The organism is Micromonospora sp. NPDC048040 (assembly GCF_055587185.1).
Genome location: NZ_JBVJGT010000002.1, coordinates 373,709 through 394,398, shown reverse-complemented (window position 1 = coordinate 394,398; position 20,690 = coordinate 373,709). Strand labels below are relative to the sequence as shown.

Annotated in this window: 20 protein-coding genes, 1 tRNA gene and 1 pseudogene; 17 read left to right on the top strand and 5 right to left on the bottom strand. The window is 73.0% G+C overall.

What is annotated here, in order from left to right; all coding sequences use genetic code 11:
• From ACZ6O2_RS04105 to ACZ6O2_RS04085, 5 genes are all read left to right on the top strand, one after another.
• On the top strand, positions 1 to 141 hold the full coding sequence (locus tag ACZ6O2_RS04105) for a hypothetical protein (RefSeq protein ID WP_350701394.1): 141 nt from the start codon (positions 1 to 3) through the stop codon (positions 139 to 141).
• On the top strand, positions 138 to 1,094 hold the full coding sequence (locus ACZ6O2_RS04100) for a 4-(cytidine 5'-diphospho)-2-C-methyl-D-erythritol kinase (RefSeq protein ID WP_350701392.1): 957 nt from the start codon (positions 138 to 140) through the stop codon (positions 1,092 to 1,094). Before ACZ6O2_RS04105 ends, ACZ6O2_RS04100 begins: the two co-directional genes overlap by 4 nt.
• Before the next feature lie 172 nt (positions 1,095 to 1,266).
• Entirely contained in the window at positions 1,267 to 3,072 is a 1,806-nt protein-coding gene (locus tag ACZ6O2_RS04095) for an ABC-F family ATP-binding cassette domain-containing protein (RefSeq protein ID WP_466021934.1), read from the top strand.
• Between the two features lie 113 nt (positions 3,073 to 3,185).
• Positions 3,186 to 3,641: a DUF4383 domain-containing protein gene (locus ACZ6O2_RS04090; RefSeq protein ID WP_350701388.1), complete on the top strand. Its 456-nt coding sequence runs from the start codon at positions 3,186 to 3,188 to the stop codon at positions 3,639 to 3,641.
• A 248-nt stretch (positions 3,642 to 3,889) separates the two neighbouring features.
• Positions 3,890 to 4,366 (top strand): DUF4383 domain-containing protein, encoded by a 477-nt coding sequence (locus ACZ6O2_RS04085; RefSeq protein WP_350712046.1) that lies wholly within the window; start codon positions 3,890 to 3,892, stop codon positions 4,364 to 4,366.
• A gap of 13 nt (positions 4,367 to 4,379) precedes the next feature.
• On the opposite strand, the gene ACZ6O2_RS04080 is transcribed toward ACZ6O2_RS04085, so the two are convergent.
• Positions 4,380 to 5,063 (bottom strand): TetR family transcriptional regulator, encoded by a 684-nt coding sequence (locus tag ACZ6O2_RS04080; RefSeq protein ID WP_466021933.1) that lies wholly within the window; start codon positions 5,061 to 5,063, stop codon positions 4,380 to 4,382.
• A 227-nt stretch (positions 5,064 to 5,290) separates the two neighbouring features.
• Complete coding sequence (locus ACZ6O2_RS04075; protein WP_466021932.1) at positions 5,291 to 6,250, bottom strand: acyl-CoA desaturase; 960 nt, start codon at positions 6,248 to 6,250, stop codon at positions 5,291 to 5,293.
• A 136-nt stretch (positions 6,251 to 6,386) separates the two neighbouring features.
• Here ACZ6O2_RS04075 and ACZ6O2_RS04070 point away from each other — a divergent pair.
• The 10 genes and pseudogenes from ACZ6O2_RS04070 to cysN all read left to right on the top strand — a co-directional run.
• Positions 6,387 to 6,602: pseudogene (locus ACZ6O2_RS04070) on the top strand (resolvase); the annotation flags it as partial.
• Positions 6,603 to 6,790: 188 nt separating this feature from the next.
• On the top strand, positions 6,791 to 7,234 hold the full coding sequence (locus ACZ6O2_RS04065; RefSeq protein ID WP_466021995.1) for a hypothetical protein: 444 nt from the start codon (positions 6,791 to 6,793) through the stop codon (positions 7,232 to 7,234).
• Positions 7,235 to 7,258: 24 nt separating this feature from the next.
• Positions 7,259 to 7,330 (top strand) — tRNA-Gln (locus ACZ6O2_RS04060).
• 105 nt (positions 7,331 to 7,435) lie between these two features.
• Positions 7,436 to 8,998 carry a bifunctional UDP-N-acetylglucosamine diphosphorylase/glucosamine-1-phosphate N-acetyltransferase GlmU gene (glmU, locus tag ACZ6O2_RS04055; RefSeq protein ID WP_466021931.1) on the top strand — a complete coding sequence of 521 codons (1,563 nt, stop codon included), beginning with the start codon at positions 7,436 to 7,438 and terminating at the stop codon, positions 8,996 to 8,998.
• Positions 8,999 to 9,055: 57 nt separating this feature from the next.
• Positions 9,056 to 10,036, top strand: a complete 981-nt coding sequence (locus ACZ6O2_RS04050; protein WP_350712050.1) for a ribose-phosphate diphosphokinase — start codon at positions 9,056 to 9,058, stop codon at positions 10,034 to 10,036.
• A gap of 298 nt (positions 10,037 to 10,334) precedes the next feature.
• The gene (locus ACZ6O2_RS04045) at positions 10,335 to 11,024 is read left to right on the top strand and encodes a 50S ribosomal protein L25/general stress protein Ctc (RefSeq protein ID WP_350712051.1); all 690 of its coding nucleotides are present in this window, start codon (positions 10,335 to 10,337) and stop codon (positions 11,022 to 11,024) included.
• A gap of 105 nt (positions 11,025 to 11,129) precedes the next feature.
• The gene (pth, locus tag ACZ6O2_RS04040; protein ID WP_350712052.1) at positions 11,130 to 11,720 is read left to right on the top strand and encodes an aminoacyl-tRNA hydrolase; all 591 of its coding nucleotides are present in this window, start codon (positions 11,130 to 11,132) and stop codon (positions 11,718 to 11,720) included.
• A gap of 111 nt (positions 11,721 to 11,831) precedes the next feature.
• Positions 11,832 to 12,665: an inositol monophosphatase family protein gene (locus ACZ6O2_RS04035; RefSeq protein ID WP_350712053.1), complete on the top strand. Its 834-nt coding sequence runs from the start codon at positions 11,832 to 11,834 to the stop codon at positions 12,663 to 12,665.
• An 80-nt stretch (positions 12,666 to 12,745) separates the two neighbouring features.
• Positions 12,746 to 13,657, top strand: a complete 912-nt coding sequence (gene cysD / locus ACZ6O2_RS04030; RefSeq protein ID WP_350712054.1) for a sulfate adenylyltransferase subunit CysD — start codon at positions 12,746 to 12,748, stop codon at positions 13,655 to 13,657.
• Positions 13,657 to 14,961 (top strand): sulfate adenylyltransferase subunit CysN, encoded by a 1,305-nt coding sequence (gene cysN, locus ACZ6O2_RS04025; RefSeq protein ID WP_350712055.1) that lies wholly within the window; start codon positions 13,657 to 13,659, stop codon positions 14,959 to 14,961. Before cysD ends, cysN begins: the two co-directional genes overlap by 1 nt.
• Before the next feature lie 3 nt (positions 14,962 to 14,964).
• Here the strand turns inward: cysN and ACZ6O2_RS04020 are convergent, their stop codons facing one another.
• From ACZ6O2_RS04020 to galE, 3 genes are all read right to left on the bottom strand, one after another.
• Entirely contained in the window at positions 14,965 to 16,206 is a 1,242-nt protein-coding gene (locus ACZ6O2_RS04020; protein ID WP_466021930.1) for a tetratricopeptide repeat protein, read from the bottom strand.
• A gap of 77 nt (positions 16,207 to 16,283) precedes the next feature.
• Entirely contained in the window at positions 16,284 to 17,444 is a 1,161-nt protein-coding gene (galK, locus tag ACZ6O2_RS04015) for a galactokinase (protein ID WP_466021929.1), read from the bottom strand.
• On the bottom strand, positions 17,441 to 18,424 hold the full coding sequence (galE, locus tag ACZ6O2_RS04010; RefSeq protein WP_350712058.1) for a UDP-glucose 4-epimerase GalE: 984 nt from the start codon (positions 18,422 to 18,424) through the stop codon (positions 17,441 to 17,443). Before galE ends, galK begins: the two co-directional genes overlap by 4 nt.
• 174 nt (positions 18,425 to 18,598) lie before the next feature.
• Here galE and ACZ6O2_RS04005 point away from each other — a divergent pair, with 174 nt between their 5' ends.
• Both ACZ6O2_RS04005 and trpS read left to right on the top strand, forming a co-directional pair.
• The gene (locus ACZ6O2_RS04005; RefSeq protein WP_466021928.1) at positions 18,599 to 19,624 is read left to right on the top strand and encodes a hemolysin family protein; all 1,026 of its coding nucleotides are present in this window, start codon (positions 18,599 to 18,601) and stop codon (positions 19,622 to 19,624) included.
• Positions 19,625 to 19,657: 33 nt separating this feature from the next.
• A complete protein-coding gene (gene trpS, locus ACZ6O2_RS04000) occupies positions 19,658 to 20,683 on the top strand; it encodes a tryptophan--tRNA ligase (protein ID WP_350712060.1) in 1,026 nt (341 codons plus the stop codon).
• Positions 20,684 to 20,690: the final 7 nt, after the last annotated feature.

The following is a 20,690-nucleotide window of genomic DNA, read 5'->3' as shown; positions in this document are numbered from 1 at the left end:
GTGCCCGCCCCGGGCCATCCGCACGTGTACGCGTACGACCTGGTCGACGGCCGGTGCGTGCCGGCCGCCGACGCCGCCGAGGAGCTGATCGTGGAGAAGCCGTTCGACATCCGCCTGCGCCTGCGGGACACCGCCCCGTGACCGAGGCCTGGGGACCGGACGACGAGGACGAGCAGCGGCGGCGCGGCGCCAGCGGACCGGTGCGGGTCCGGGTGCCCGCCAAGGTCAACCTGCACCTCGGGGTGGGGCCGCTGCGCCGCGACGGCTACCACGAGCTGAACACCGTCTACCACGCCATCTCCATCCACGACGAGCTGACCGCCCGCCGGGGCGACACGCTCACCCTCACCATGGAGGGCGAGGGCGCCGGCGAGCTGGCCCTGGACGACTCCAACCTGGTCATCCGGGCGGCCCGCGCCCTCGCCGGGTACGCCGGGGTGACGCCGCACGCCCGGCTGCACCTGCGCAAGCAGATCCCGCTGGCCGGCGGGCTGGCCGGGGGCAGCGCCGACGCCGCCGCCGCACTGGTCGCCTGCGACGCGCTCTGGGGCACCGGGCTGTCCCGCGACGAGCTGGCCGGGATCGCCGCCGACCTGGGCTCCGACGTGCCGTTCCTGATCCACGGCGGCACGGCGCTCGGCACCGGCCGGGGAGAGGCGGTCAGCCCCGTGCTGGCCCGCCCCACGTCCTGGCACTGGGTGGTCGCCGTCGCCGACGGTGGCCTCTCCACCCCGGCCGCCTACCGCGAACTGGACCGGCTCCGCGACGCCGGCACCGCCGGTGCGCCGCTGGGCAGCACCGACGCGCTGCTCGCGGCGCTGCGCCAGCGGGACCCGCGGGTGCTCGCCGCGACCCTCGGCAACGACCTCCAGGACGCCGCCCTGGCCATGCGCCCGTCGCTGGCGGCGACGCTGAAGGCCGGCGAGGCGGCCGGCGCGCTCGCCGGCATCGTCTCCGGCTCGGGGCCGACCTGCGTCTTCCTCGCGGTGGACGCCGCCGACGCCGAGCGGATCGCCGCCGAGATGGCGTCGGCCGGGGTGTGCCGCGAGGCACGGACCGCCCACGGCCCGGTCGCCGGCGCCCGCATCATCTGACCGCCGACGCTCCGGCGCCCGCTGACCTGGAACAAGCCGGCCGCCCCGCTGGTTGACCCGCGGCGGGGGCGGCTCCGGCCGGGGCGGGCCCCGGCGCCCGCGTACCCTGGGAGGCTCAGGCGTCCCAGGTGCCGACCGGCACGGGGACGCCTTGATCATGGGAGGTGAGGTCGTGGCCAACATCGTCAACCTGGACCGGGTGTCCAAGGGCTACGGCGCCGCCGGGCCACTGCTCACCGACGTCTCGCTCGGCCTCGACGACGCCGACCGGATCGGCGTGGTCGGCCTCAACGGCGCCGGCAAGTCCACCCTGTTGCGGCTGCTCACCAAACAGGAGGAACCGGACGACGGGCGGGTCACCCACCGCCGTGACCTGCGGGTCGCCTGGCTGCCGCAGAGCCTGACGCTCGCCCCCGACGCCACCGTCCGGGACGTGGTGCTCGGCACGGCCTGGCTCGGCGAGAGCATGGGCGCCGAGCACGAGTGGGCCGGCGACGCCGGCGTCCGCGCCATCCTCGACGGCCTCGGCATGCCCCATCTCGGGCTCGACCAGCCGGTCGGCCCGATGTCCGGCGGCGAGCGGCGGCGCGTGGCCCTGGCCGCGCTGCTGGTCCGCGAGTCCGACCTGCTCATCCTCGACGAGCCCACCAACCACCTCGACGTCGGCGGCGTCGACTGGCTGGCCCGCCACCTCGTCGGCCGCAAGGGCGCGCTCGTCGTGGTCACCCACGACCGGTGGTTCCTCGACGCCGTCTGCACCACCACCTGGGAGGTCGCCGACCAGACCGTCCGGGCGTACGAGGGCGGCTTCGCCGCCTGGACCCTCGCCCGCGCGGAGCGCGAGCGGGTCGCCGCGGCCACCGAGGCCCGCCGGCAGAACCTGCTCCGCAAGGAGATCGCCTGGCTGCGCCGCGGCCCGCCCGCCCGCACCTCCAAGCCACGGTTCCGCATCGACGCGGCCAACGCGCTCATCGCCGACGTCCCGCCGCCGCGCGACACCATGTCGCTGCAACGGCTCGCCACCGCCCGGCTCGGCAAGCAGGTGTACGACCTGGAGCAGGTGACCCTGCACGCCGGCCCGAAGGAGATCCTGCACGACGTCACCTGGCAGGTCGGCCCCGGCGACCGCATCGCGATCCTCGGCCGCAACGGCGCCGGCAAGACCACCCTGCTGCGGATGCTGGCCGGCGTCACCCGCCCCGACGGCGGGCGCCTTGCCACCGGCTCGACCGTCCGGCCGGCCTTCCTCTCCCAGGAGTTGGCCGAGCTGCCCGGTCACCTGCGGGTCCTCGAAGCCGTCGAGGAGGTCGCCCGCCGGGTGCAGCTCGGCGACCGGGAGGTCTCCGCCGCCCAGCTCGCCGAGGTGTTCGGCTTCGACGACCGGCGGCTCTGGACCCCGGTCAGCGACCTCTCCGGCGGCGAGCGCCGCCGGTTGCAGATGCTCCGGCTGCTCGCCGGGGAGCCCAACGTGCTCCTGTTCGACGAGCCCACCAACGACCTCGACACCGACACCCTCGCCGCGTTGGAGGACCTGCTCGACTCCTGGCCCGGCACCATCGTCGTGGCCAGCCACGACCGCTACCTCATCGAGCGGGTCACGGACGTCGCGTACGGGATGTTCGGCGACGGGCGGCTGGTGCACCTGCCCGGCGGCGTCGACGAGTACCTCGCCCGGGCCGCCGGCCGACCCGGACCGGTCCCGACCGAGCCGGCCGCCGCGGTCAGCACCGACGCGCCGGCCGAGGTCGGCATGTCCGCCGCCGAGGCGCGCCAGGCCCGCAAGGAACTGGCCCGGCTGGAACGGCAGATCGCCAAGCTGGAGCAGAAGGAGGCCGCCCTGCTCGACCAGCTCGCCGCGTACGCCACCGACTACGCCAAGGTCGCGGAACTCGACGCGCAACTCAAGGAGCTGCGGGCCGAGCGGGAGCGGACCGAGGAGACCTGGCTGGCCCTGGCGGACGAGATCCCGGCGATCTGAGCGGGCCTCGTCGTGGCGTCGCACGCGGGAGGACCCCCGTGTGCGGCGTCACACCGCCACGTGCGGGACAATCGTCCGCGACCCCTCACCCGAACGGCGTTGGAGACACAGACATGGCCCACACCCCCGTCAACCACCCCGCGCGGCCGGTCTACCGGGCGATCGGCGGGCTGACCGGTCTGTACCTGGTGGCCTTCGGCGTGCTCGGCATCATCGCGAGCGCCGGCAACGAGGTCCTCGCCCAGGATGACACCCAGGTCCTCGGCCAGGGCACGAACCTCGGCTTCTCGCTGCTCGTCGCCCTGCTCGGGGCGGCGGTGCTGGCCGGCACCGTGATCGGTCGCAACATCGACGTCATGATCAACCAGTGGCTGGCGTACGCCATCATGGTGATCAGCCTCGCCGGTCTCGCCTTCCTCCAGACCGAGGCCAACATCTTCAACCTCAGCATCATCACCGTCATCGTGCTGATGGTGGTCAGCCTGGTCCTGCTGACGGCCGGCATGTACGGCAAGGTCGGCACCGAAGAGGAGCAGGAGGCCTGGCAGAAGGCCCGCCTCGTGCTCTGAGTCGTTGCTGGTTGCTCTCCGGGTTGTCGCCGGAGCCCGACCCGCTCCGGGCGGTCAGGCTTGATCCCTCCGCGGGTCGGGCTCCGGCGACAACCGACCTGGTCCCGCTCCATTCCGGCCCTGCGGCCGGTGGGGTGGGACATTTGTGGTTCCGCCTCTGCCGAATGTTGCCTTCGGGCGTTTTGGCGGACATCGGCCTTCTGTGCGGGTGACAATCGGGTGATTGTCACTACTCGGGCGGAGGGGCCATGGTGCACTTTCCGGTAAACCACCCGGCGCGGCCGATCTACCGGGTCCTCGCCGGGCTGGTCGGGCTCTACATCCTGGTCTTCGGGCTCTGGGGCACCGTCCAGACGCTGGGCGAACCACTCTTCGACCGGGGCGACACCTGGGTCCTCGGGCTCCGCACCAACCTGGCGTTCTCGCTGGCCTCGGTGATCTTCGGAATCGTCCTGATCATCGGCGCCTCACGGCGCGGCAACCTCGGCCACTACATGAACCTGACCGCCGGAGTCGTCTTCCTGGTGACCAGCATCCTCATGATGGCCGTGCTCCAGACCGAGGCCAACTTCCTCAACTTCTCGATGTCCACCGTCATCGTGTCGATGTTCTTCGGCCTCCTCCTGCTCGGCACCGGCCTGTACGACAAGGTCGGCACCGACGAGCACGCCGCGGAGGAGCGGCGCCACCGCCACCACCCCGTCTCCGAGGCGCACACCCGCTGACCGGCGGGCGGACTCAGCGCCCCCGCACCGTGATCAGGCCCGGCTTGGCCTCCAGGTGCGACAGCCCGTTCCAGGCCAGGTTGACCAGGTGCGCCGCCACCGTCTCCTTCCGCGGCTTGCGCACCTCCAGCCACCAGCGGCCCGTCAGCGCCACCATGCCCACCAGCGCCTGCGAGTAGAGCTCGGCCAGCTTCGGGTCGTACCCGCGGCTGGAGAACTCCGCGCCCAGGATGTGCTCCACCTGGTGTGCCACGTCGTTCATCACGCTGCTGAAGTTGCCCGTCGCCGAGAGCACCGGCGACTCGCGCACCAGCACCCGGAAGCCGCTGGTCTCCTCCTCGATGTACGTCAGCAGGGCCATCGCCGCCTGCTCCAGCAGTTCGCGCGGGTGGCCGGCGGTCAGGGCCGTGGTGATCCGGTCCAGCAGGGCCCGGACCTCCCGGTCCACCACCACCGCGTAGAGCCCCTCCTTGCCGCCGAAGTGCTCGTAGACCACCGGCTTGGAGACCTTCGCGCGGGCCGCCACCTCCTCTATCGAGGTGGCGTCGAAACCGCGCTCGGCGAAGATCTGCCGGGCGATCGAGATCAACTGCTCGCGGCGCTGGGCGGCCGACATGCGTACCCGTGAGGAGGGCTTGCCGGCGGGAACCGCTCGCCGCCGGCCGGTGCTGCCGTCGCTGCCAGGGGCATCCGCCATGTCGTTACTCCGCCGGCGCTCGGTGACGCCCTGTCGTGGGATGGCGCCGCCGGTGTGCTGGCTCATCTGGTCGCCCCACCGGCGGCCGGTCGGGTGGCGCTGCCGCGCCGTCCGACCGTATCCCCGCCGGGCCCGGCCCCCACGGCACCGGGCCGTCCGTCGTTGCCCCCGCTGTGCTCGGTCACCCGGCCCATACTGCCAGGTAGCCTTCGCCGGCACCGCCCGGTTTACCGCTCGGTGAGCGGCTTGACGAGCTTCGCCGCGATGCGTTCGGTCTTCGGCCACCGCACGTCCCAGGCCGCGCCGACCTTCTCGAACAACCAGATCACCCGCGCCGAGATGTCCACCTGACCCCGTAGCACGCCGTGTCGGGCGCTGGTCGGGTCGGCGTGGTGCAGGTTGTGCCAGCTCTCGCCGAGCGACAGGATCGCCAGCGGCCAGAAGTTCGACGCCCGGTCACCCTGGCGCATCGCGAACGGCCGCTCGCCGTAGACGTGGCACACCGAGTTGATCGACCAGGTCACGTGGTGCAGCAGCGCGATGCGGACGAGGCCGCCCCAGAAGAGAGCGGTCAGCGCGCCCTGCCACGACCAGGTGAGCAGGCCGCCCATCAGCGCGGGCCCGAGCACCGAGACGGTCACCAGCAGCGGGAAGAGCCGGTCCACCCGGTTGATGTCGCGGTCGGCGAGCAGGTCCGGGGCGAACCGCTTCCGGTTGGACAACTCCCGGCCGAAGAGCCAGCCGACGTGCGCGTGGAACAGGCCCTTGACCAGGCCACGGACGCTCTCCCCGAACCGCCACGGCGAGTGCGGGTCGCCGTCGAGGTCGGAGAAGGCGTGATGGCGGCGGTGGTCGGCCACCCACTGGATGATCTCGCCCTGCACCGCCAGCGAGCCCGAGACCGCCAGCGCCACCCGCAGCCACCGCTTCGCCTTGAACGAGCCGTGCGTGAAGTACCGGTGGTAGCCGACGGTGATGCCGAGCCCCGAGATCGCGTACCAGACCGCGGCCACGGCCAGGTCGGTCCAGCTCAGCCAGCCGCCCCAGGCGACCGGTACTGCGGCGACGAGGGCCAGGAAGGGGACCACCACGAACGCCCAGAGGGCGACGAGGATGCCTCGGGACTGGCTGCCCTGGGTGAGGGGTTTGGGGCCGGCGGCGGCGGGCTCGAGGAGTGTGGTGGACATGGCACCTCGCAGCAGAGGGAAGGGAGATCACGAAGTTACGCCTACGTCACCGTAACTTAGGTTCCCTCGGCGCGCAGCGGACAGCGTCGAGCATGAATGTCCCGGTCTGTCGTACGCGTGTTCTAGCGTGCTGCTCATGACCGATTTCCTCGCCGCCGAGGTGCGTCGGCTGCGCACCGTCGAGCAGCTCTCCGTCCGCGAGATCCGGGCGCGCACCGGCCTTGGCCGTAACCGGGTGCACGAGTTGCTGCGGGGCGTCCCGCCGCCGGAGCGGACGCGCCGGCCGCGCGCCAAGGACGACCTCAGGTCCGCAGCCGTGGAGTTGCGCGCCGAGGGGCGGTCGGTCAACGACATCGCCCAGCAGCTCGGCGTGGCCAAGTCCACCGCGTATCAGTGGGTCAGGCACCTGCCGCTGGACGCGGACTCGGCGGTCGCCGAGCGGCGGAGGGAGCATTCGGCGCTGATGTCCGAGGCGCGGTGGGCGGCGCACCGCGAGGCCCGGGACGCCGCCAGGCCGCGGAACGGGCACGGGCGGCGGGCGTGGTGGGGTCCCTCGACGAACGGGATCTCCTCCTCCTCGGCGCGGCGATCTACTGGTGCGAGGGGACCAAGTCGAAGCCGTGGCGGCGGGACGACCGCCTCCAGTTCGTCAACAGCGATCCGGGCCTGCTCGCGCTCTTCCTGCGCTTCCTGGAGGTGTGCGGGATCGGCCGAGACGTCCCCGGCTATCGCGTCAGCATCCACGAGACGGCCGACGCCGAGGCCGCCGTGTCCTGGTGGGCGCGGGAGCTCGATCTGCCGGTCGAGCGCTTTCGGCCCGCCAGTCTCAAGAAACACCGGGCGGTGACGGTGCGCCGCAACACCGGTGATGACTATCGTGGCTGTTTGGTGATCACCGTGCCGCGCAGTCGCGAGCTCTACTGGCGGATCGAAGGTATGATCGCCGAGCTGTTCCGGATCACGGGCGGCGGTAACAAAAACTGACGGTTCGTAAAGCTTGACATTCATTGGGGTGTGGGGTAACGGCAACCCGCAGGCCTTTGGAGCCTTGAGCTCCTGGTTCGAATCCAGGCACCCCAGCTCAAACCGTATCTACCGGCATTCGTGCGGCCGCGCCAGACGTCGGCCCACTGTCTGGTTAGCATGGCCGCGAGAGTGTCCGCCGTCCCGACGGGAGCCCGCGTCGTGTCCCAGCCCCACCTCCGCACCGTTGTCGTGCTCGCCGCCGGGGAGGGCAAGCGGATGAAGTCGGCGCTGCCCAAGGTGCTGCACCCGCTGCTCGGTCGTACCCTCGTCGGCCACGTGCTCGCCGCGGCCGCGCCACTGGCCGCCGACCGCACGGTGGTCGTGGTGGGTCACGGTGCCGACCAGGTCCGCGCGCACCTGGCGGAGATCGCCCCCCAGGCCACGCCGGTGCTCCAGGCCGAGCAACTCGGCACCGGGCACGCCGTCCGGATCGCCCTGGACGCCGCGCCGGACGCGACGGGCACCGTGGTCGTGATCAACGGCGACGTGCCGCTGCTCCGCCCGGAGACGGTGGCCGCGCTCGTCGAGGCGCACGAGGGCGTGGGCGCGGCGGCGACCGTGCTCGCCGCGGAGGTGCCCGACCCGACCGGCCTGGGCCGGATCGTGCGGGACGCCGACGGGCGGCTGGAGCAGATCGTCGAGGAGCGGGACGCCACCCCGGCGCAGCGCGCGGTCCGGGAGATCAACGCCGGCATCTACGCGTTCGACGCGGCCCGGCTGCGCGACGCGCTCGGCAAGCTGTCGACCGACAACGACCAGGGCGAGGAGTACCTGACGGACGTCTTCGGCCTGCTGGTCTCGGCCGGCGAGCCGGTGGCGGTGCACGTCGCTGCCGACCATGTCGAGACGCTGGGCTGCAACGACCGGGTCGAGTTGGCCGCGCTGCGCCGCCTGCTGCGCGACCGGGTCAACGAGGCCTGGATGCGGACCGGGGTCAGCCTGCTCGACCCGGACACCACGTGGATCGACGTGACGGTCGCCCTGGACCGGGACGCGGTGGTCGACCAGAACACCCAGCTGCGCGGCGGCACGGTGGTCGGCACCGGCGCGGTCGTGGGGCCGGACGTGACGCTGATCGACACCGTGGTCGGCCCCGGCGCCACCGTGCTGCGCAGCCACGCGGTGGGCGCCGAGGTCGGTCCGGGCGCCACCGTCGGGCCGTACGCGTACCTGCGGCCGGACGCCCGGCTGGCGGAGAAGGCCAAGGTGGGCACGTTCGTCGAGGTGAAGAACTCCGAGGTGGGCGCGGGCGCGAAGGTGCCGCACCTGTCGTACGTGGGGGACGCGACGATCGGCGCGAAGGCCAACATCGGCGCGGCGACGATCTTCGTGAACTACGACGGGGTGAACAAGCACCGCACGACGGTCGGCGAGGCCGCCTTCATCGGCTGCGACACCAGCCTGATCGCGCCGGTCGAGGTGGGCGCGGGGGCGTACGTGGCGGCGGGCAGTGCGATCACCCAGGACGTGCCGCCCGGCGCGCTCGGGGTGACCCGGGCGCCGCAGCGCAGCATCGACGGCTGGGTGGCCCGCAAGCGGGCCGGGACGGCCTCCGCCGAGGCGGCCGAGCGGGCCGGCGGGGCCGGTGGTGCTGGTGGTGCTGGTCGGGCCGACGAGGGTGCGTCGGCGCGCGCTTTCGGGGCAAGCGAAGGTGAGGCAATCCACGGGGATGCCGAGGCGGTCAGCCCGGCGTCCGGCGCGGGGGATACTGCAACCGAATAGTCCCCGGCCCACCACCACCGTGCCGGGTACCACCGACCAACGGGAGCAGACGGGCCCATGGGCAGCATCGTCGCCGAAAACCGCAAGAGCCTGATGCTTTTTTCCGGACGTGGCTTTCCGGAGTTGGCCAAGGAGATCGGTGAGGTGCTCGGCGTCGCGCCGACGCCGGCCGACGCGTACGACTTCGCCAACGGTGAGATCTTCGTACGGTACAAGGACTCGGTGCGCGGTTCGGACGCCTTCGTGGTGCAGTCCGTGACGCACGGGGTCAACACCTGGGTCATGGAGACCCTGATCATGATCGACGCGCTGAAGCGCGGTTCGGCCAAGCGGATCACCGTGGTCCTGCCGTTCTACCCGTACGCCCGGCAGGACAAGAAGCACCGCGGCCGGGAGCCGATCTCGGCGCGCCTGATCGCGGACCTGTTGAAGACGGCCGGAGCCAACCGCATCCTCACCGTCGACCTGCACACCGCGCAGATCCAGGGCTTCTTCGACGGCCCGGTCGACCACCTGTTCGCGATGGACATCCTGGCCGAGTACGTCCAGCACAAGTACGCGGGCCGCCCGATGACGGTGGTCGCGCCGGACTCGGGCCGGGTGCGGGTGGCGGAGCGGTGGACCGACCGGTTGGGCGGCTGCCCGCTGGCCTTCATCCACAAGACCCGGGACCCGTTGAAGCCGAACCAGGTGGTGGCGAACCGCGTGGTCGGCGAGGTCGAGGGGCGGGTCTGCCTGATCGTCGACGACATGATCGACACGGGCGGCACGATCTGCAAGGCGGCGGACATCCTCCGGGAGTCCGGCGCCGCCGACGTGATCGTCGCCTCCACCCACGCCCTGCTCTCCGACCCGGCGACCGAGCGGCTGAAGAACAGCCCGATCAGCGAGGTTGTGGTGACCAACACGCTGCCGCTGCCGCCGGAGAAGCAGCTCGACAAGCTCACCGTGCTGTCGATCGCGCCGCTGCTGGCGCGGGCGATCCGCGAGGTGTTCGACGACGGCTCGGTGACCACCCTCTTCGGTGGCCTGAGCTGACCACCTGACGCGCGTGGGCCGGGCGGGGGTGATCCCTCGGCCCGGCGTCCGCGTCGCCCCTGCGGGGTGGCGGAAACGGTGATATGGGGACTGCCGGAAAGCGCGGAATCAGCTCGGGTAGACTGGTGCGGTTGCCACGGCGAGGGTGCCCGGCGGGCCGCTGACAAGCGCCGCACGGAGGCACCGTCATCGACGCGGTGCTCCGGGCAGTCGTTCTCGACGCATGAGCCCCAGCGAGCCCCTCGCCCCAGCACCGCCAGTCGACAAGCCGCCGCAGCGAAGCATCAGGAGTTTCCCCGTGTCCGAGGTAAAGATCAGCGCCGAGCCCCGTACCGAGTTCGGCAAGGGTGGTGCCCGTCGTACCCGCCGGGCCGGCAAGGTGCCCGCCGTGCTGTACGGCCACGGCGAGAAGCCCAAGCACATCGCGCTGCCGGCCCGTGAGTTCGCGGCCGCGATCCGCAAGGGCGGCGCCAACCAGCTCTTCGCGATCGAGGTCAGCGACGGCACCCAGGTGCTGGCGCTGCCGAAGGCGATCCAGCGTGACCCGATCAAGGACACCTTCGAGCACGTGGACCTGCTGCTGGTCCGCCGGGGCGAGAAGGTCACCGTCGAGGTCCCGGTCCAGCTGACCGGTGAGGCCGCGAAGGACACCCTGATCGTGCACGACCACGACACCCTCTCGGTGACCGCCGACGCCACCAAGGTGCCGGACCACCTGGAGGCGTCGATCGAGGGCCTGGAGGCGGGCACCCAGGTGACCGCCGGCGACGTGGAGCTGCCGGCCGGCGTCGAGCTGGTCGCCGACCCGGAGCTGCCGGTCGCCGCGGTGACCGCCGCGCCGACCGCCGAGCAGCTCGAGGCCACCCTCCCCGAGGTCGAGGAGGCCGCCGAGGAGGCCGAGGCCGAGGTCGGCGAGGAGACCGCCGAGGCCGCCGAGGCTCCGGCCGCCGAGGGCGAGGAGACCGCCGAGGCGAAGACCGAGGCCTGATCGGTCCGCATCGTTGCCACAGGCGTCCCCGCGCGGTCGGGGGCGCCTGTCGGCGTATCGGTGCCCTGGCAGGTGGGTGAGGGCGAGCAGCGGGAGGGGCGGGGCGTGACGGACGAGACGGGGCCGTGGCTGGTGGTCGGCCTGGGCAACCCCGGTCGGGAGTACGCCGGCAACCGGCACAACGTCGGCTTCATGGTGGCCGACCTGCTGGCGGGTCGGCTCGGCGCGAGGTTCGGCCGGCACAAGCGGGCGGTGGCGGAGGTCGCCGAGGGGCGGCTCGGGCTCGGTGGGCCGAAGCTGGTGCTGGTCAAGCCGCTGACCTACATGAACCTCTCCGGCGGGCCGGTGGCCGGCCTGGCCCAGTTCCACAAGGTGCCGCCTGGCCGGGTGATCGCCGTGCACGACGAGCTGGACATCGGCTACGGCCAGGTGCGGGTGAAGTGCGGCGGCGGCGAGGGCGGGCACAACGGCCTGCGGTCGATGTCGAAGTCGCTGGGCACGAAGGAGTACGTCCGGGTGCGGTTCGGCATCGGCCGGCCGCCGGGACGGCAGGACCCGGCGGACTACGTACTGTCGGATTTCAGCGCGGCCGAGCGCAAGGAACTGGAGTTCCTGGTGGACCGGGCGGCGGACGTGGTGGAGTCGGTGATCACCAGGGGCGTGGAGCCGACGCAGAACCTCTACCACGGGGTGTGAGCACCGTATCGCCCGCGGTGAGCCGGTAGTCTTCGCCTTTCGGCGTGGCGCACCGGCGACGCGGCTCGGCGTGCCGGCGCGGAGCGTGGCGAGGCGACGGGAGCAGGAGTCATGGGCAGTCCTCCGATGATCGACGGCGCGTTCGCCCGGTGGCTGGCGGCCCGGGCCGGCCAGGCGCTGCTCGCGCTGCGGGCCGAGATGGGTTACGCGGACGCGGGCGCGCTGAAGTCGGCGGGCGACAAGGTCTCGCACGACCTGATCCGCACCGAGCTGGCGAAGTGGCGGCCGGGTGACGCGGTGCTCTCCGAGGAGGACGAGGGGTCGCGCCTGGCCTGGGCGGCGGAGGTGAACGCCGGGGCGGTGTCCCGGCTGACCGCGGACCGGGTGTGGATCGTCGACCCGCTGGACGGCACCCGGGAGTTCGCCGAGGAGGGCCGGTCGGACTGGGCGGTGCACGTGGCGCTCTGGGCGCGCACCGCGCCGACGCCGCACGGTTTGGTCGCGGGGGCGGTGGGGTTGCCGGCGCAGCACCGGGTGCTGGGCACGGACTATCCGCCGGCGTACCCGCCGATGACGGTGGAGGCGGCGACCGCGCCGGGCGGGCGGACGATCCGCCTGGCGGCGAGCCGGAGCCGGCCGCCGGTGTTCCTGACCGACCTGGCGGAGGACGTCGGGGCGCACCTGGTGCCGATGGGCTCGGCCGGGGCGAAGATCGCCGCGGTGGTGACGGGTGAGGTGGACGCCTACATCCACGCGGGCGGGCAGTACGAGTGGGATTCGGCGGCGCCGGTGGCTGTGGCGACGGCCACCGGACTGCACGCTTCCCGGATCGACGGTTCTGCGCTGAAATACAACGAGGCGGATCCGCGCCTGCCGGACCTGCTGGTCTGTCGCAAGGATCTCGCCAGTCGGTTGCTTGCAGCGCTGGAGCGTCATTCCGGGTAGCCTGAGCGGCACTTCTTGGCATGCCCGACCGGAAAGGTCTGGAATCAGATGAGCGGATTCGACCGAAGCGAGCCCGTGTCATGACCGCCCCCGCCGCCTACCAGGTGTCCCACCTCGACGCGCTGGAGGCCGAGAGCATCTTCGTGATGCGCGAGGTGGTCGCCGAGATGGAGCGGCCGGTGCTGCTCTTCTCCGGCGGCAAGGACTCGATCGTCATGCTCCGGCTGGCCCAGAAGGCGTTCGCCCCGGCCAACATCCCGTTCCCGGTGATGCACGTGGACACCGGCCACAACTTCCCGGAGGTCCTGGAATACCGGGACCAGCGGGTCGCGGAGCTGGGGCTGCAACTGGTGGTGGCGAGCGTGCCGGAGGCCCTGGCCAGCGGTCTGGTCCGCGAGTCGGCCGACGGGATGCGCAACCGGATCCAGACCCCGGTGCTGCTGGAGGCGGTGGAGAAGCACCGCTTCGACGCACTCTTCGGCGGCGCCCGCCGCGACGAGGAGAAGGCCCGCGCCAAGGAGCGGGTGTTCAGCTTCCGCGACGAGTTCGGCCAGTGGGATCCGAAGAACCAGCGTCCCGAGCTGTGGACGCTCTACAACGGCCGCCACCACCCGGGCGAGTCGATCCGGGTCTTCCCGCTGTCCAACTGGACCGAGCTGGACGTGTGGCACTACATCGCCCGCGAGCGGATCGCCCTGCCGTCGATCTACTACGCGCACGAGCGCGAGGTGATCGAGCGGGACGGGATGCTCTACGCGGTCAACGAGTTCTTCCGCCCCCGGGCGGGCGAGGAGCGGTTCAAGGCGCGGGTGCGCTACCGGACGGTGGGCGACGCGTCCTGCACCGCGGCCGTCCGCTCCGACGCCGACACGGTGGAGAAGGTCATCGAGGAGGTCGCCGCCACCCGGATCACCGAGCGCGGCGCGACCCGCGGCGACGACCGGGTCAGCGAGGCCGCCATGGAGGACCGCAAGCGGGAGGGCTACTTCTGATGACCACCGAGACCGTCGCTCCGGCGACCACCGAGACGGCCGGTCGCCCCATGGACCTGCTGCGCTTCGCGACCGCCGGCAGCGTGGACGACGGCAAGTCGACCCTGATCGGGCGGCTGCTCTACGACACCAAGTCGCTCTTCACCGACCAGCTCGCCGCCGTGGAGGCGGTCAGCGCGGCGCGCGGCGACGAGTACACCAACCTGGCGCTGCTCACCGACGGCCTGCGGGCCGAGCGGGAGCAGGGCATCACCATCGACGTGGCGTACCGCTACTTCGCCACGCCGCGGCGGAAGTTCATCATCGCCGACACCCCCGGGCACATCCAGTACACCCGCAACATGGTCACCGGGGCGTCGACGGCGGACCTGGCGCTGATCCTGGTGGACGCCCGCAAGGGCCTGGTCGAGCAGTCCCGCCGGCACGCGTTCCTCTGCTCGCTGCTGCGGGTGCCGCACCTGGTCCTCTGCGTCAACAAGATGGACCTGGTCGACTACTCGCAGGAGGTCTTCGAGCGGATCGCGGACGAGTTCACGGCGTTCGCCGCGAAGCTCGACGCCCCCGACCTGACCGTGGTGCCGATCTCCGCGCTCAAGGGCGACAACATCGTCAGCCGGTCGGAGAACATGCCCTGGTACGAGGGGCCGTCGCTGCTGCACCACCTGGAGCGGGTGCACATCGCCAGCGACCGCAACCTGGTCGACGTCCGGTTCCCGGTGCAGTACGTGATCCGGCCGCAGTCCACCACCGTGACCGACTACCGGGGCTACGCCGGCCAGGTCGCCTCCGGTGTGCTCAAGCCGGGTGACGAGGTGATGGTGCTGCCGTCCGGCTTCACCAGCCGGATCTCCGCCGTGGAGACCGCCGACGGGCCGGTCGCGGAGGCGTTCCCGCCGATGTCGGTGACCGTACGCCTCGAAGACGAGATCGACATCTCGCGGGGCGACATGATCTGCCGGCCGAACAACGCCCCGGCGGTGGCCCAGGACATCGAGGCGATGGTCTGCTGGATGGACGAGACCCGCCCGCTCCAGGTCGGCGGCAAGTACGCCGTCAAGCACACGACCCGCGCGGCGCGGGCCATCGTGCGCGGCCTGCACTACCGGCTGGACATCAACTCGCTGCACCGGGACGACTCGGCCGGTGAGCTGAGGCTCAACGAGATCGGCCGGGTGCGGCTGCGCACCACCGTGCCGCTGCTCGCGGACGAGTACCGCCGCAACCGCACCACCGGCGGGTTCGTCATCATCGACGAGACCACCAACCGTACGGTCGGCGCGGGGATGATCGTCGAGGCGCAGTGAGCCTCATCGACGGGCGGGCGCCGACGCCCGCCCGTCGTCCGCCGCGCTGACCACGCCGGCCGTGCCCGCCGTCGGGCCGGCCACGCCGGCCGCCGGGCTGGCCGTGTCCTCGGTGGCACTGGCCGCGCCGGCGACCGTGGCCCGCGCGGTCGCGCGGGCCACGAGGCGCGTCCAGATCCGGTAGCCGATCCAGCGGACCACCGGGACGGCCCGGCGCGTGAGCTGCCGCCAGGCGCGGAAGGCGAAGACAGCGCCGGCCGGCATCAGCAGCAGCGCGGCCACCCCGCCGGCAGGGGTGTCCCTCGCCGGGGCGAGGCCGCTGACCACCAGCCCGCCGAGTGCCGTCGCGGTGAGCGCCAGACAGAGCACGACGGACGTCGAGCCGAGCTGGCGGCGTAGTTGGAGGCGGACCGCCGGCGGCTGCCGCCGCCAGACCGGCAGGGCCGACCCGGCGACGACCGCCAGGAGCGCCACGGCGGCGAGCCGCTCGGGCCGCCCGCCGTCGACCAGCGCGAAGAGCGCCCAGTGGCCGGTGCCGGCCAGCGCCGCCGCGTCGAACAGGCGCCAGCACAGGGCCACCGCGACGGCCTCGTGCGCCGCGGCGACCCCCCGCGCGTGCGGGTTGGCGGCCAGGGCGTCGGTGAACCCCCGGGCGGCCCGGCCGACCCGGTCCCGCGACGCGTCCATCCGCGCCAGCAGGGCCAGCGCCGGCTCGTACGTCGGGTCCAGGACGAGGGCCTGCCGGCATGCCTCCCGGGCTGCCCGGAGCCGGCCCATCCGCAGGTGGATCCGGGCGTCCAGCAGGTGGATGTCGGGGATGTCGGGGCGGATCTCCCGCGCGGTGTCGGCGTGCCGGCGGGCGACCACGACGCGGGTGGGGTTGCCGAGGGTCAGCAGTGCCTCCGCGAACAGCGCGTGGGCCTCCCAGGACCGCGGCGCCACCTCCAGGGCGCGTTGGGCGGCGGCCGCCGCGTGGCCGGGGTGCCCGGCCGCCAGCAGGATCCGGGCCTTCTCCGCGAGCAGGTGCTCCTGGGCGCGGGCGACGCCGAGGGCCTGGTCCACCAGGCGCATGGCCTCCGCCAGCTGGCCCGTCGACCGGTGACAGCGGGCCAGGTGGAGCAGCAACCCGGCGTGCTGGGGTTGCTCGGCCAGCGCGCCGCGCAGCACCTGCGCCGCCTCGGCGTGCCGTCCGACGCGGCTCAGCGCCTGGGCGCGCTCCTGCGCGACCGTTCCGGCATCGCTCACGTCGCCTCCCGTTCCGGCACGATCCGGTCGACGCCACACCCTACCGACCGTCCTGACCGGATGGTCGAGCCGCGCAGTCAGTCCAGCCGGGTCGCTCCCGGCCCGGGCAGGACGGTGACGTGGCCGGGCGCGGCGAAGCCGCGTTCGGCGTACGCGGCCGTGACGGCGGCGGCGACCGCGTCGGCGCGCTCCGCGTCGACCAGGGCGAGGACGCAGCCGCCGAAGCCGCCGCCGGTCATCCGTGCCCCCAGGGCGCCGGCCGACAGGGCCGCCTCGACCGCCGTGTCGACCTCCGGCACCGTGATCTCGAAGTCGTCGCGCATCGAGGCGTGCGAGGCGGTCAGCAGCGGGCCGATCTCGCGTACCTTGCCGGCGCGCAGCAGGGCGACGGTGTCGAGGACACGCTGGTCCTCGGTCACCACGTGCCGCACCCGGCGGCGGGTCTCGGCGTCGTCGAGCCGGGCCAGCGCGTCGGCCAGCCCGTCGGTGGGGACGTCCCGCAGGGCCGCGACGCCGAGCAGCCCGGCCGCCGCCTCGCAGGACCTGCGGCGGGCGGCGTACTCGCCGTCGGCGTGCCGGTGCGGGGCCCGGCTGTCGACCACCAGCACGGCCAGGCCGGCCGCGTCCAGGTCGAACGGGATGTGCTCGACGGACTCGTCGCGGCAGTCCAGGAAGAGCGCGTGCCCGGCGCGGCAGCGGATCGCCGCCGACTGGTCCATGATCCCGGTCGGCGCGCCGACGTAGCCGTTCTCGGCGCGCTGGGCCAGCCGGGGCTGCCGGTCGGCGGGCAGGTCCAGCCCGCCCAGGTCGACCAGGGCGGCCAGCACGGCGGCCTCCAGCGCCGCCGAGGAGGAGAGCCCCGAGCCCAGCGGCACGTCGGAGGCGATCGCCAGCCGGGCGCCGGGCACGGCGTGTCCCGCCTCCCGCAGGGCCCAGACCACCCCGGCCACGTACGCGCCCCAGCCGGTGACCCGGCCCGGCCCGGCGACCTCGTCGGCACCGAAGGCGATCGTCTCGCCGGACAGCTCGGACCAGACCGTCCAGCGCTCGCCGGGCCGCGGCGCGGCGGCGGCCACCGTACGCAGCGGCAGGGCGAAGGGCAGCACGAAGCCGTCGTTGTAGTCGGTGTGCTCGCCGATCAGGTTGGCCCGGCCGGGAGCCGCCCAGCGGCCGGCGGGCGGCTCGGCGTACGCCGAACGGAAGCCGGCGGTGGCGCGGGCCGCGACGTCGTCGGTCACCGCGGCGCCACGAGGTGCGTGCGGTAGAAGGCCCAGGCGTCGCCCACCATGTCGTGCAGGGTCGGCTTCTGCGGCACCCAGCCCAGCTCCTCGCGGGCCAGCGCGGACGAGGCGACCAGCTCGGCGGGGTCGCCCTCGCGGCGTGGGGCCACCTCGACGGGCACCGGGTGCCCGGTGACCTCGCGGACCACGTCGACGACCTGGCGGTTGGTGAAGCCGTTGCCGTTGCCCAGGTTGTAGATCCGGTGCTGGCCGGCGGTCGCCGCGCCGAGCGCGAGCAGGTGGGCGCGGGCCAGGTCGGCGACGTGGATGTAGTCGCGCACGCAGGTGCCGTCGACGGTGGGGTAGTCGTCGCCGAAGAGCTGGAGCTTCTCCCGGCGCCCGGCGGCCACCTCGAGCGCGATCGGGATCAGGTGGGTCTCCGGGTCGTGCCGCTCGCCGAGCGCGACGTCGCCGTCGAGGTGCGCCCCGGCCACGTTGAAGTAGCGCAGCGACACGGCGGCCAGGCCGTGCGCGACCGCCTCGGAGGTGAGTGCCATGTCGACGGCGAGCTTGGTGGCTCCGTAGGTGTTGGTGGGGGCCTTGACCGCGGTCTCCGGGATCGGCAGCTCGGTGGGGTTGCCGTAGACGGCGGCGGTGGAGGAGAAGACCAGCCGGGGCACGCGTGCGGCCCGGACGGCGTCGATCAGGGCGAGCGAGCCGACGGTGTTGGTGTGCCAGTAGAGCTCCGGCTTCACCATCGACTCGCCGGCGGCGATGAGGGCGGCGAAGTGCAGCACCCCGTCGAAGCCCGCCTCGGGGGTGAGCACCCGGGCGGCGTCGTGGAGGCCGGCGTCGACGTGGGTGGCGTCGGGGGCGAGCGCCTCCCGGTGGCCGGTGCGCAGGTCGTCGAGGACGACCACCTGGTGGCCGGCGTCGAGCAGCATCCGGGTCACCACGCTGCCGATGAAGCCGGCGCCGCCGGTGACGAGCAGTTTCACGTCGGTCTCCTCCCGCCCGGCCGCCGCGTCGCGGCCATGTCGTGATCACCCTACGGCCGGTCGCCGTGCTTCCGCGCTCCATCGACGTCCCCGCCATTTCACCATGAACTCCCATGTTCGAACAGAGGTGAACATGGCGCACCCGGCGGCCCGGCGCTGTCTACCATCACTGTCATGCGGGAAGCGGGTGGTCCCGGGCTGCGTCGACGCGCCCGGACGCGACCGCGCCGCGAGCCGGGCCCGCTGGCCCGGGCCGTCGCCCGGATCGTGGTCCGCGCCGCCGACGGCGCCACCCGCGCGGTGACGGCCCTGCTCGGCGCCAGCCCCGCGGCCGGTCGGGAGCGGATCAGCGAGGCGGAGCTGCGCGACCTGGTCGCCGCCAACACCCTGCTCGACCCGGTCGAGCGCCGGATCATCGACGAGGTGCTGGTCGCCGGCGCGAGCCTGGTCCGCGAGGTGATGATGCCCCGCACCGAGGTGGTCTTCCTCTCCGCCCGGCTGACCATCGCCGAGGCGGAGCGGCTGGTCCGGGCCGAGACGCACACCCGCTACCCGGTCGTCGACGGCACCCACGACGACGTGGTCGGCTTCGTGCACCTGCGCGACGTGCTGCTGCGCCCCGACCTCGACCCCTGCACCACCGTCGGCGAGCTGACCCGGGAGGTGAAGCGGCTGCCCGGCAGCAAGCGGGTGCTCGCCGCGCTCAGCGAGATGCGCCGGGAGCGCCACCACCTCGCCGTGGTGGTCGACGAGTACGGCGGCACCGCCGGCATCGTCACCCTGGAGGATCTGATCGAGGAGTTGATCGGGGAGATCCACGACGAGTACGACACCGCCCCCGACCCGGTGCACGCCGGCCTGCCCGCCGTGGTGGACGGCCGGCTCAACCTCGCCGACTTCGCCGAGCGCACCGGGGTGACCCTGCCCCCGGGGCCGTACGAGACGGTGGGCGGCTTCGTGATGGCGGCGCTTGGCCGGCTCCCGGTCGCCGGCGACGAGGTGCCGGTGGCCGGCGGCCCGGCCGGCGCCGGCGGCCCGGCAGCCGACGACCCGCCCGGCGGCTGGCTGCTGCGGGTACACACGCTGGAGGGTCGCCGCGTGGCCCGGCTCACCGTCTCCGCCGTGCGCGTGCCGGAACCCCGGCGCGAGGTCACCGCCCCGGCACCGGTGGGTCCGAGCCGACCCGCCGGCCCGTCATGACGTACGCCAGGCGTTGCTGACAGAATTGCCGGCATGTCCGACGTTCCCGCCCGCCCCCGCGTCTTCTCCGGCATCCAGCCGACGGCCGACTCGTTCCACCTCGGCAACTACCTGGGCGCGGTGCGGCACTGGGTGGCCCTGCAGGACACCCACGACGCCTACTACTGCGTGGTCGACCTGCACGCGATCACCGCCGGCCACGACCCGAAGGTGCTCACGCAGCGTTCCCGGCTGGCCGCCGCGCAGTTGTTCGCCGTGGGTCTCGACCCGGAGCGCAGCACGCTGTTCGTGCAGTCGCAGGTGCCCGAGCACCCGATGCTCGCCTGGGTCCTGGGCTGCATCACCGGGTTCGGCGAGGCGAGCCGGATGACCCAGTTCAAGGACAAGTCGCAGAAGCAGGGCGGCGAGCGGGCCAGCGTCGGCCTGTTCACCTACCCGATCCTCCAGGCCGCCGACATCCTGCTCTACCAGGCCCACGCCGTGCCGGTGGGCGAGGACCAGCGCCAGCACCTGGAACTCTCCCGCGACCTGGCCCAGCGGTTCAACTCGCTGTTCGGGCAGACCTTCACCGTGCCCGCGCCGCACATCGTCAAGGACACCGCGAAGATCACCGACCTGCAGGACCCGACGGCGAAGATGTCGAAGTCGTCGTCCTCGCCCGCCGGCATCATCGACCTGCTGGAGGACCCGGCCCGCTCGGCCAAGAAGATCCGCTCGGCGGTCACCGACACCGGCCGGGAGATCGTCTTCGACGCCGAGACCAAGCCGGGCGTCTCCAACCTGCTCACCATCTACTCCGCCCTGACCGGGCGGAGCATCGACGACCTGGTGGCCGCGTACGCCGGCAAGGGCTACGGCGACCTGAAGAAGGACCTCGCCGAGGTGGTGCGGGAGTTCGTCACGCCGATCCAGGAGCGCACCCGGACCTACCTCGACGACCCGGCGCAGCTGGACAAGCTGCTCGCCGCCGGCGCGGAGAAGGCCCGCGTGGTCGCCGCGGCGACGCTGCGGGCCGCGTACGAGCGGGTGGGCTTCTTCCCGCCGGTGCGCGGCGAGTAGCGCCGCG

What these genes read in the sequence shown, in the direction of transcription:
- ACZ6O2_RS04085 (WP_350712046.1), top strand. Translation starts at nt 3,890, where the DNA reads ATGGTGCACTTTCCGGTAAACCACCCGGCGCGGCCGATCTACCGGGTC.
- ACZ6O2_RS04080 (WP_466021933.1), bottom strand. Translation starts at nt 5,063, where the DNA reads ATGGCGGATGCCCCTGGCAGCGACGGCAGCACCGGCCGGCGGCGAGCG.
- ACZ6O2_RS04090 (WP_350701388.1), top strand. Translation starts at nt 3,186, where the DNA reads ATGGCCCACACCCCCGTCAACCACCCCGCGCGGCCGGTCTACCGGGCG.
- cysD (WP_350712054.1), top strand. Translation starts at nt 12,746, where the DNA reads ATGACCGCCCCCGCCGCCTACCAGGTGTCCCACCTCGACGCGCTGGAG.
- trpS (WP_350712060.1), top strand. Translation starts at nt 19,658, where the DNA reads ATGTCCGACGTTCCCGCCCGCCCCCGCGTCTTCTCCGGCATCCAGCCG.
- ACZ6O2_RS04050 (WP_350712050.1), top strand. Translation starts at nt 9,056, where the DNA reads ATGGGCAGCATCGTCGCCGAAAACCGCAAGAGCCTGATGCTTTTTTCC.
- ACZ6O2_RS04035 (WP_350712053.1), top strand. Translation starts at nt 11,832, where the DNA reads ATGGGCAGTCCTCCGATGATCGACGGCGCGTTCGCCCGGTGGCTGGCG.
- ACZ6O2_RS04075 (WP_466021932.1), bottom strand. Translation starts at nt 6,250, where the DNA reads ATGTCCACCACACTCCTCGAGCCCGCCGCCGCCGGCCCCAAACCCCTC.
- cysN (WP_350712055.1), top strand. Translation starts at nt 13,657, where the DNA reads ATGACCACCGAGACCGTCGCTCCGGCGACCACCGAGACGGCCGGTCGC.
- ACZ6O2_RS04005 (WP_466021928.1), top strand. Translation starts at nt 18,599, where the DNA reads ATGCGGGAAGCGGGTGGTCCCGGGCTGCGTCGACGCGCCCGGACGCGA.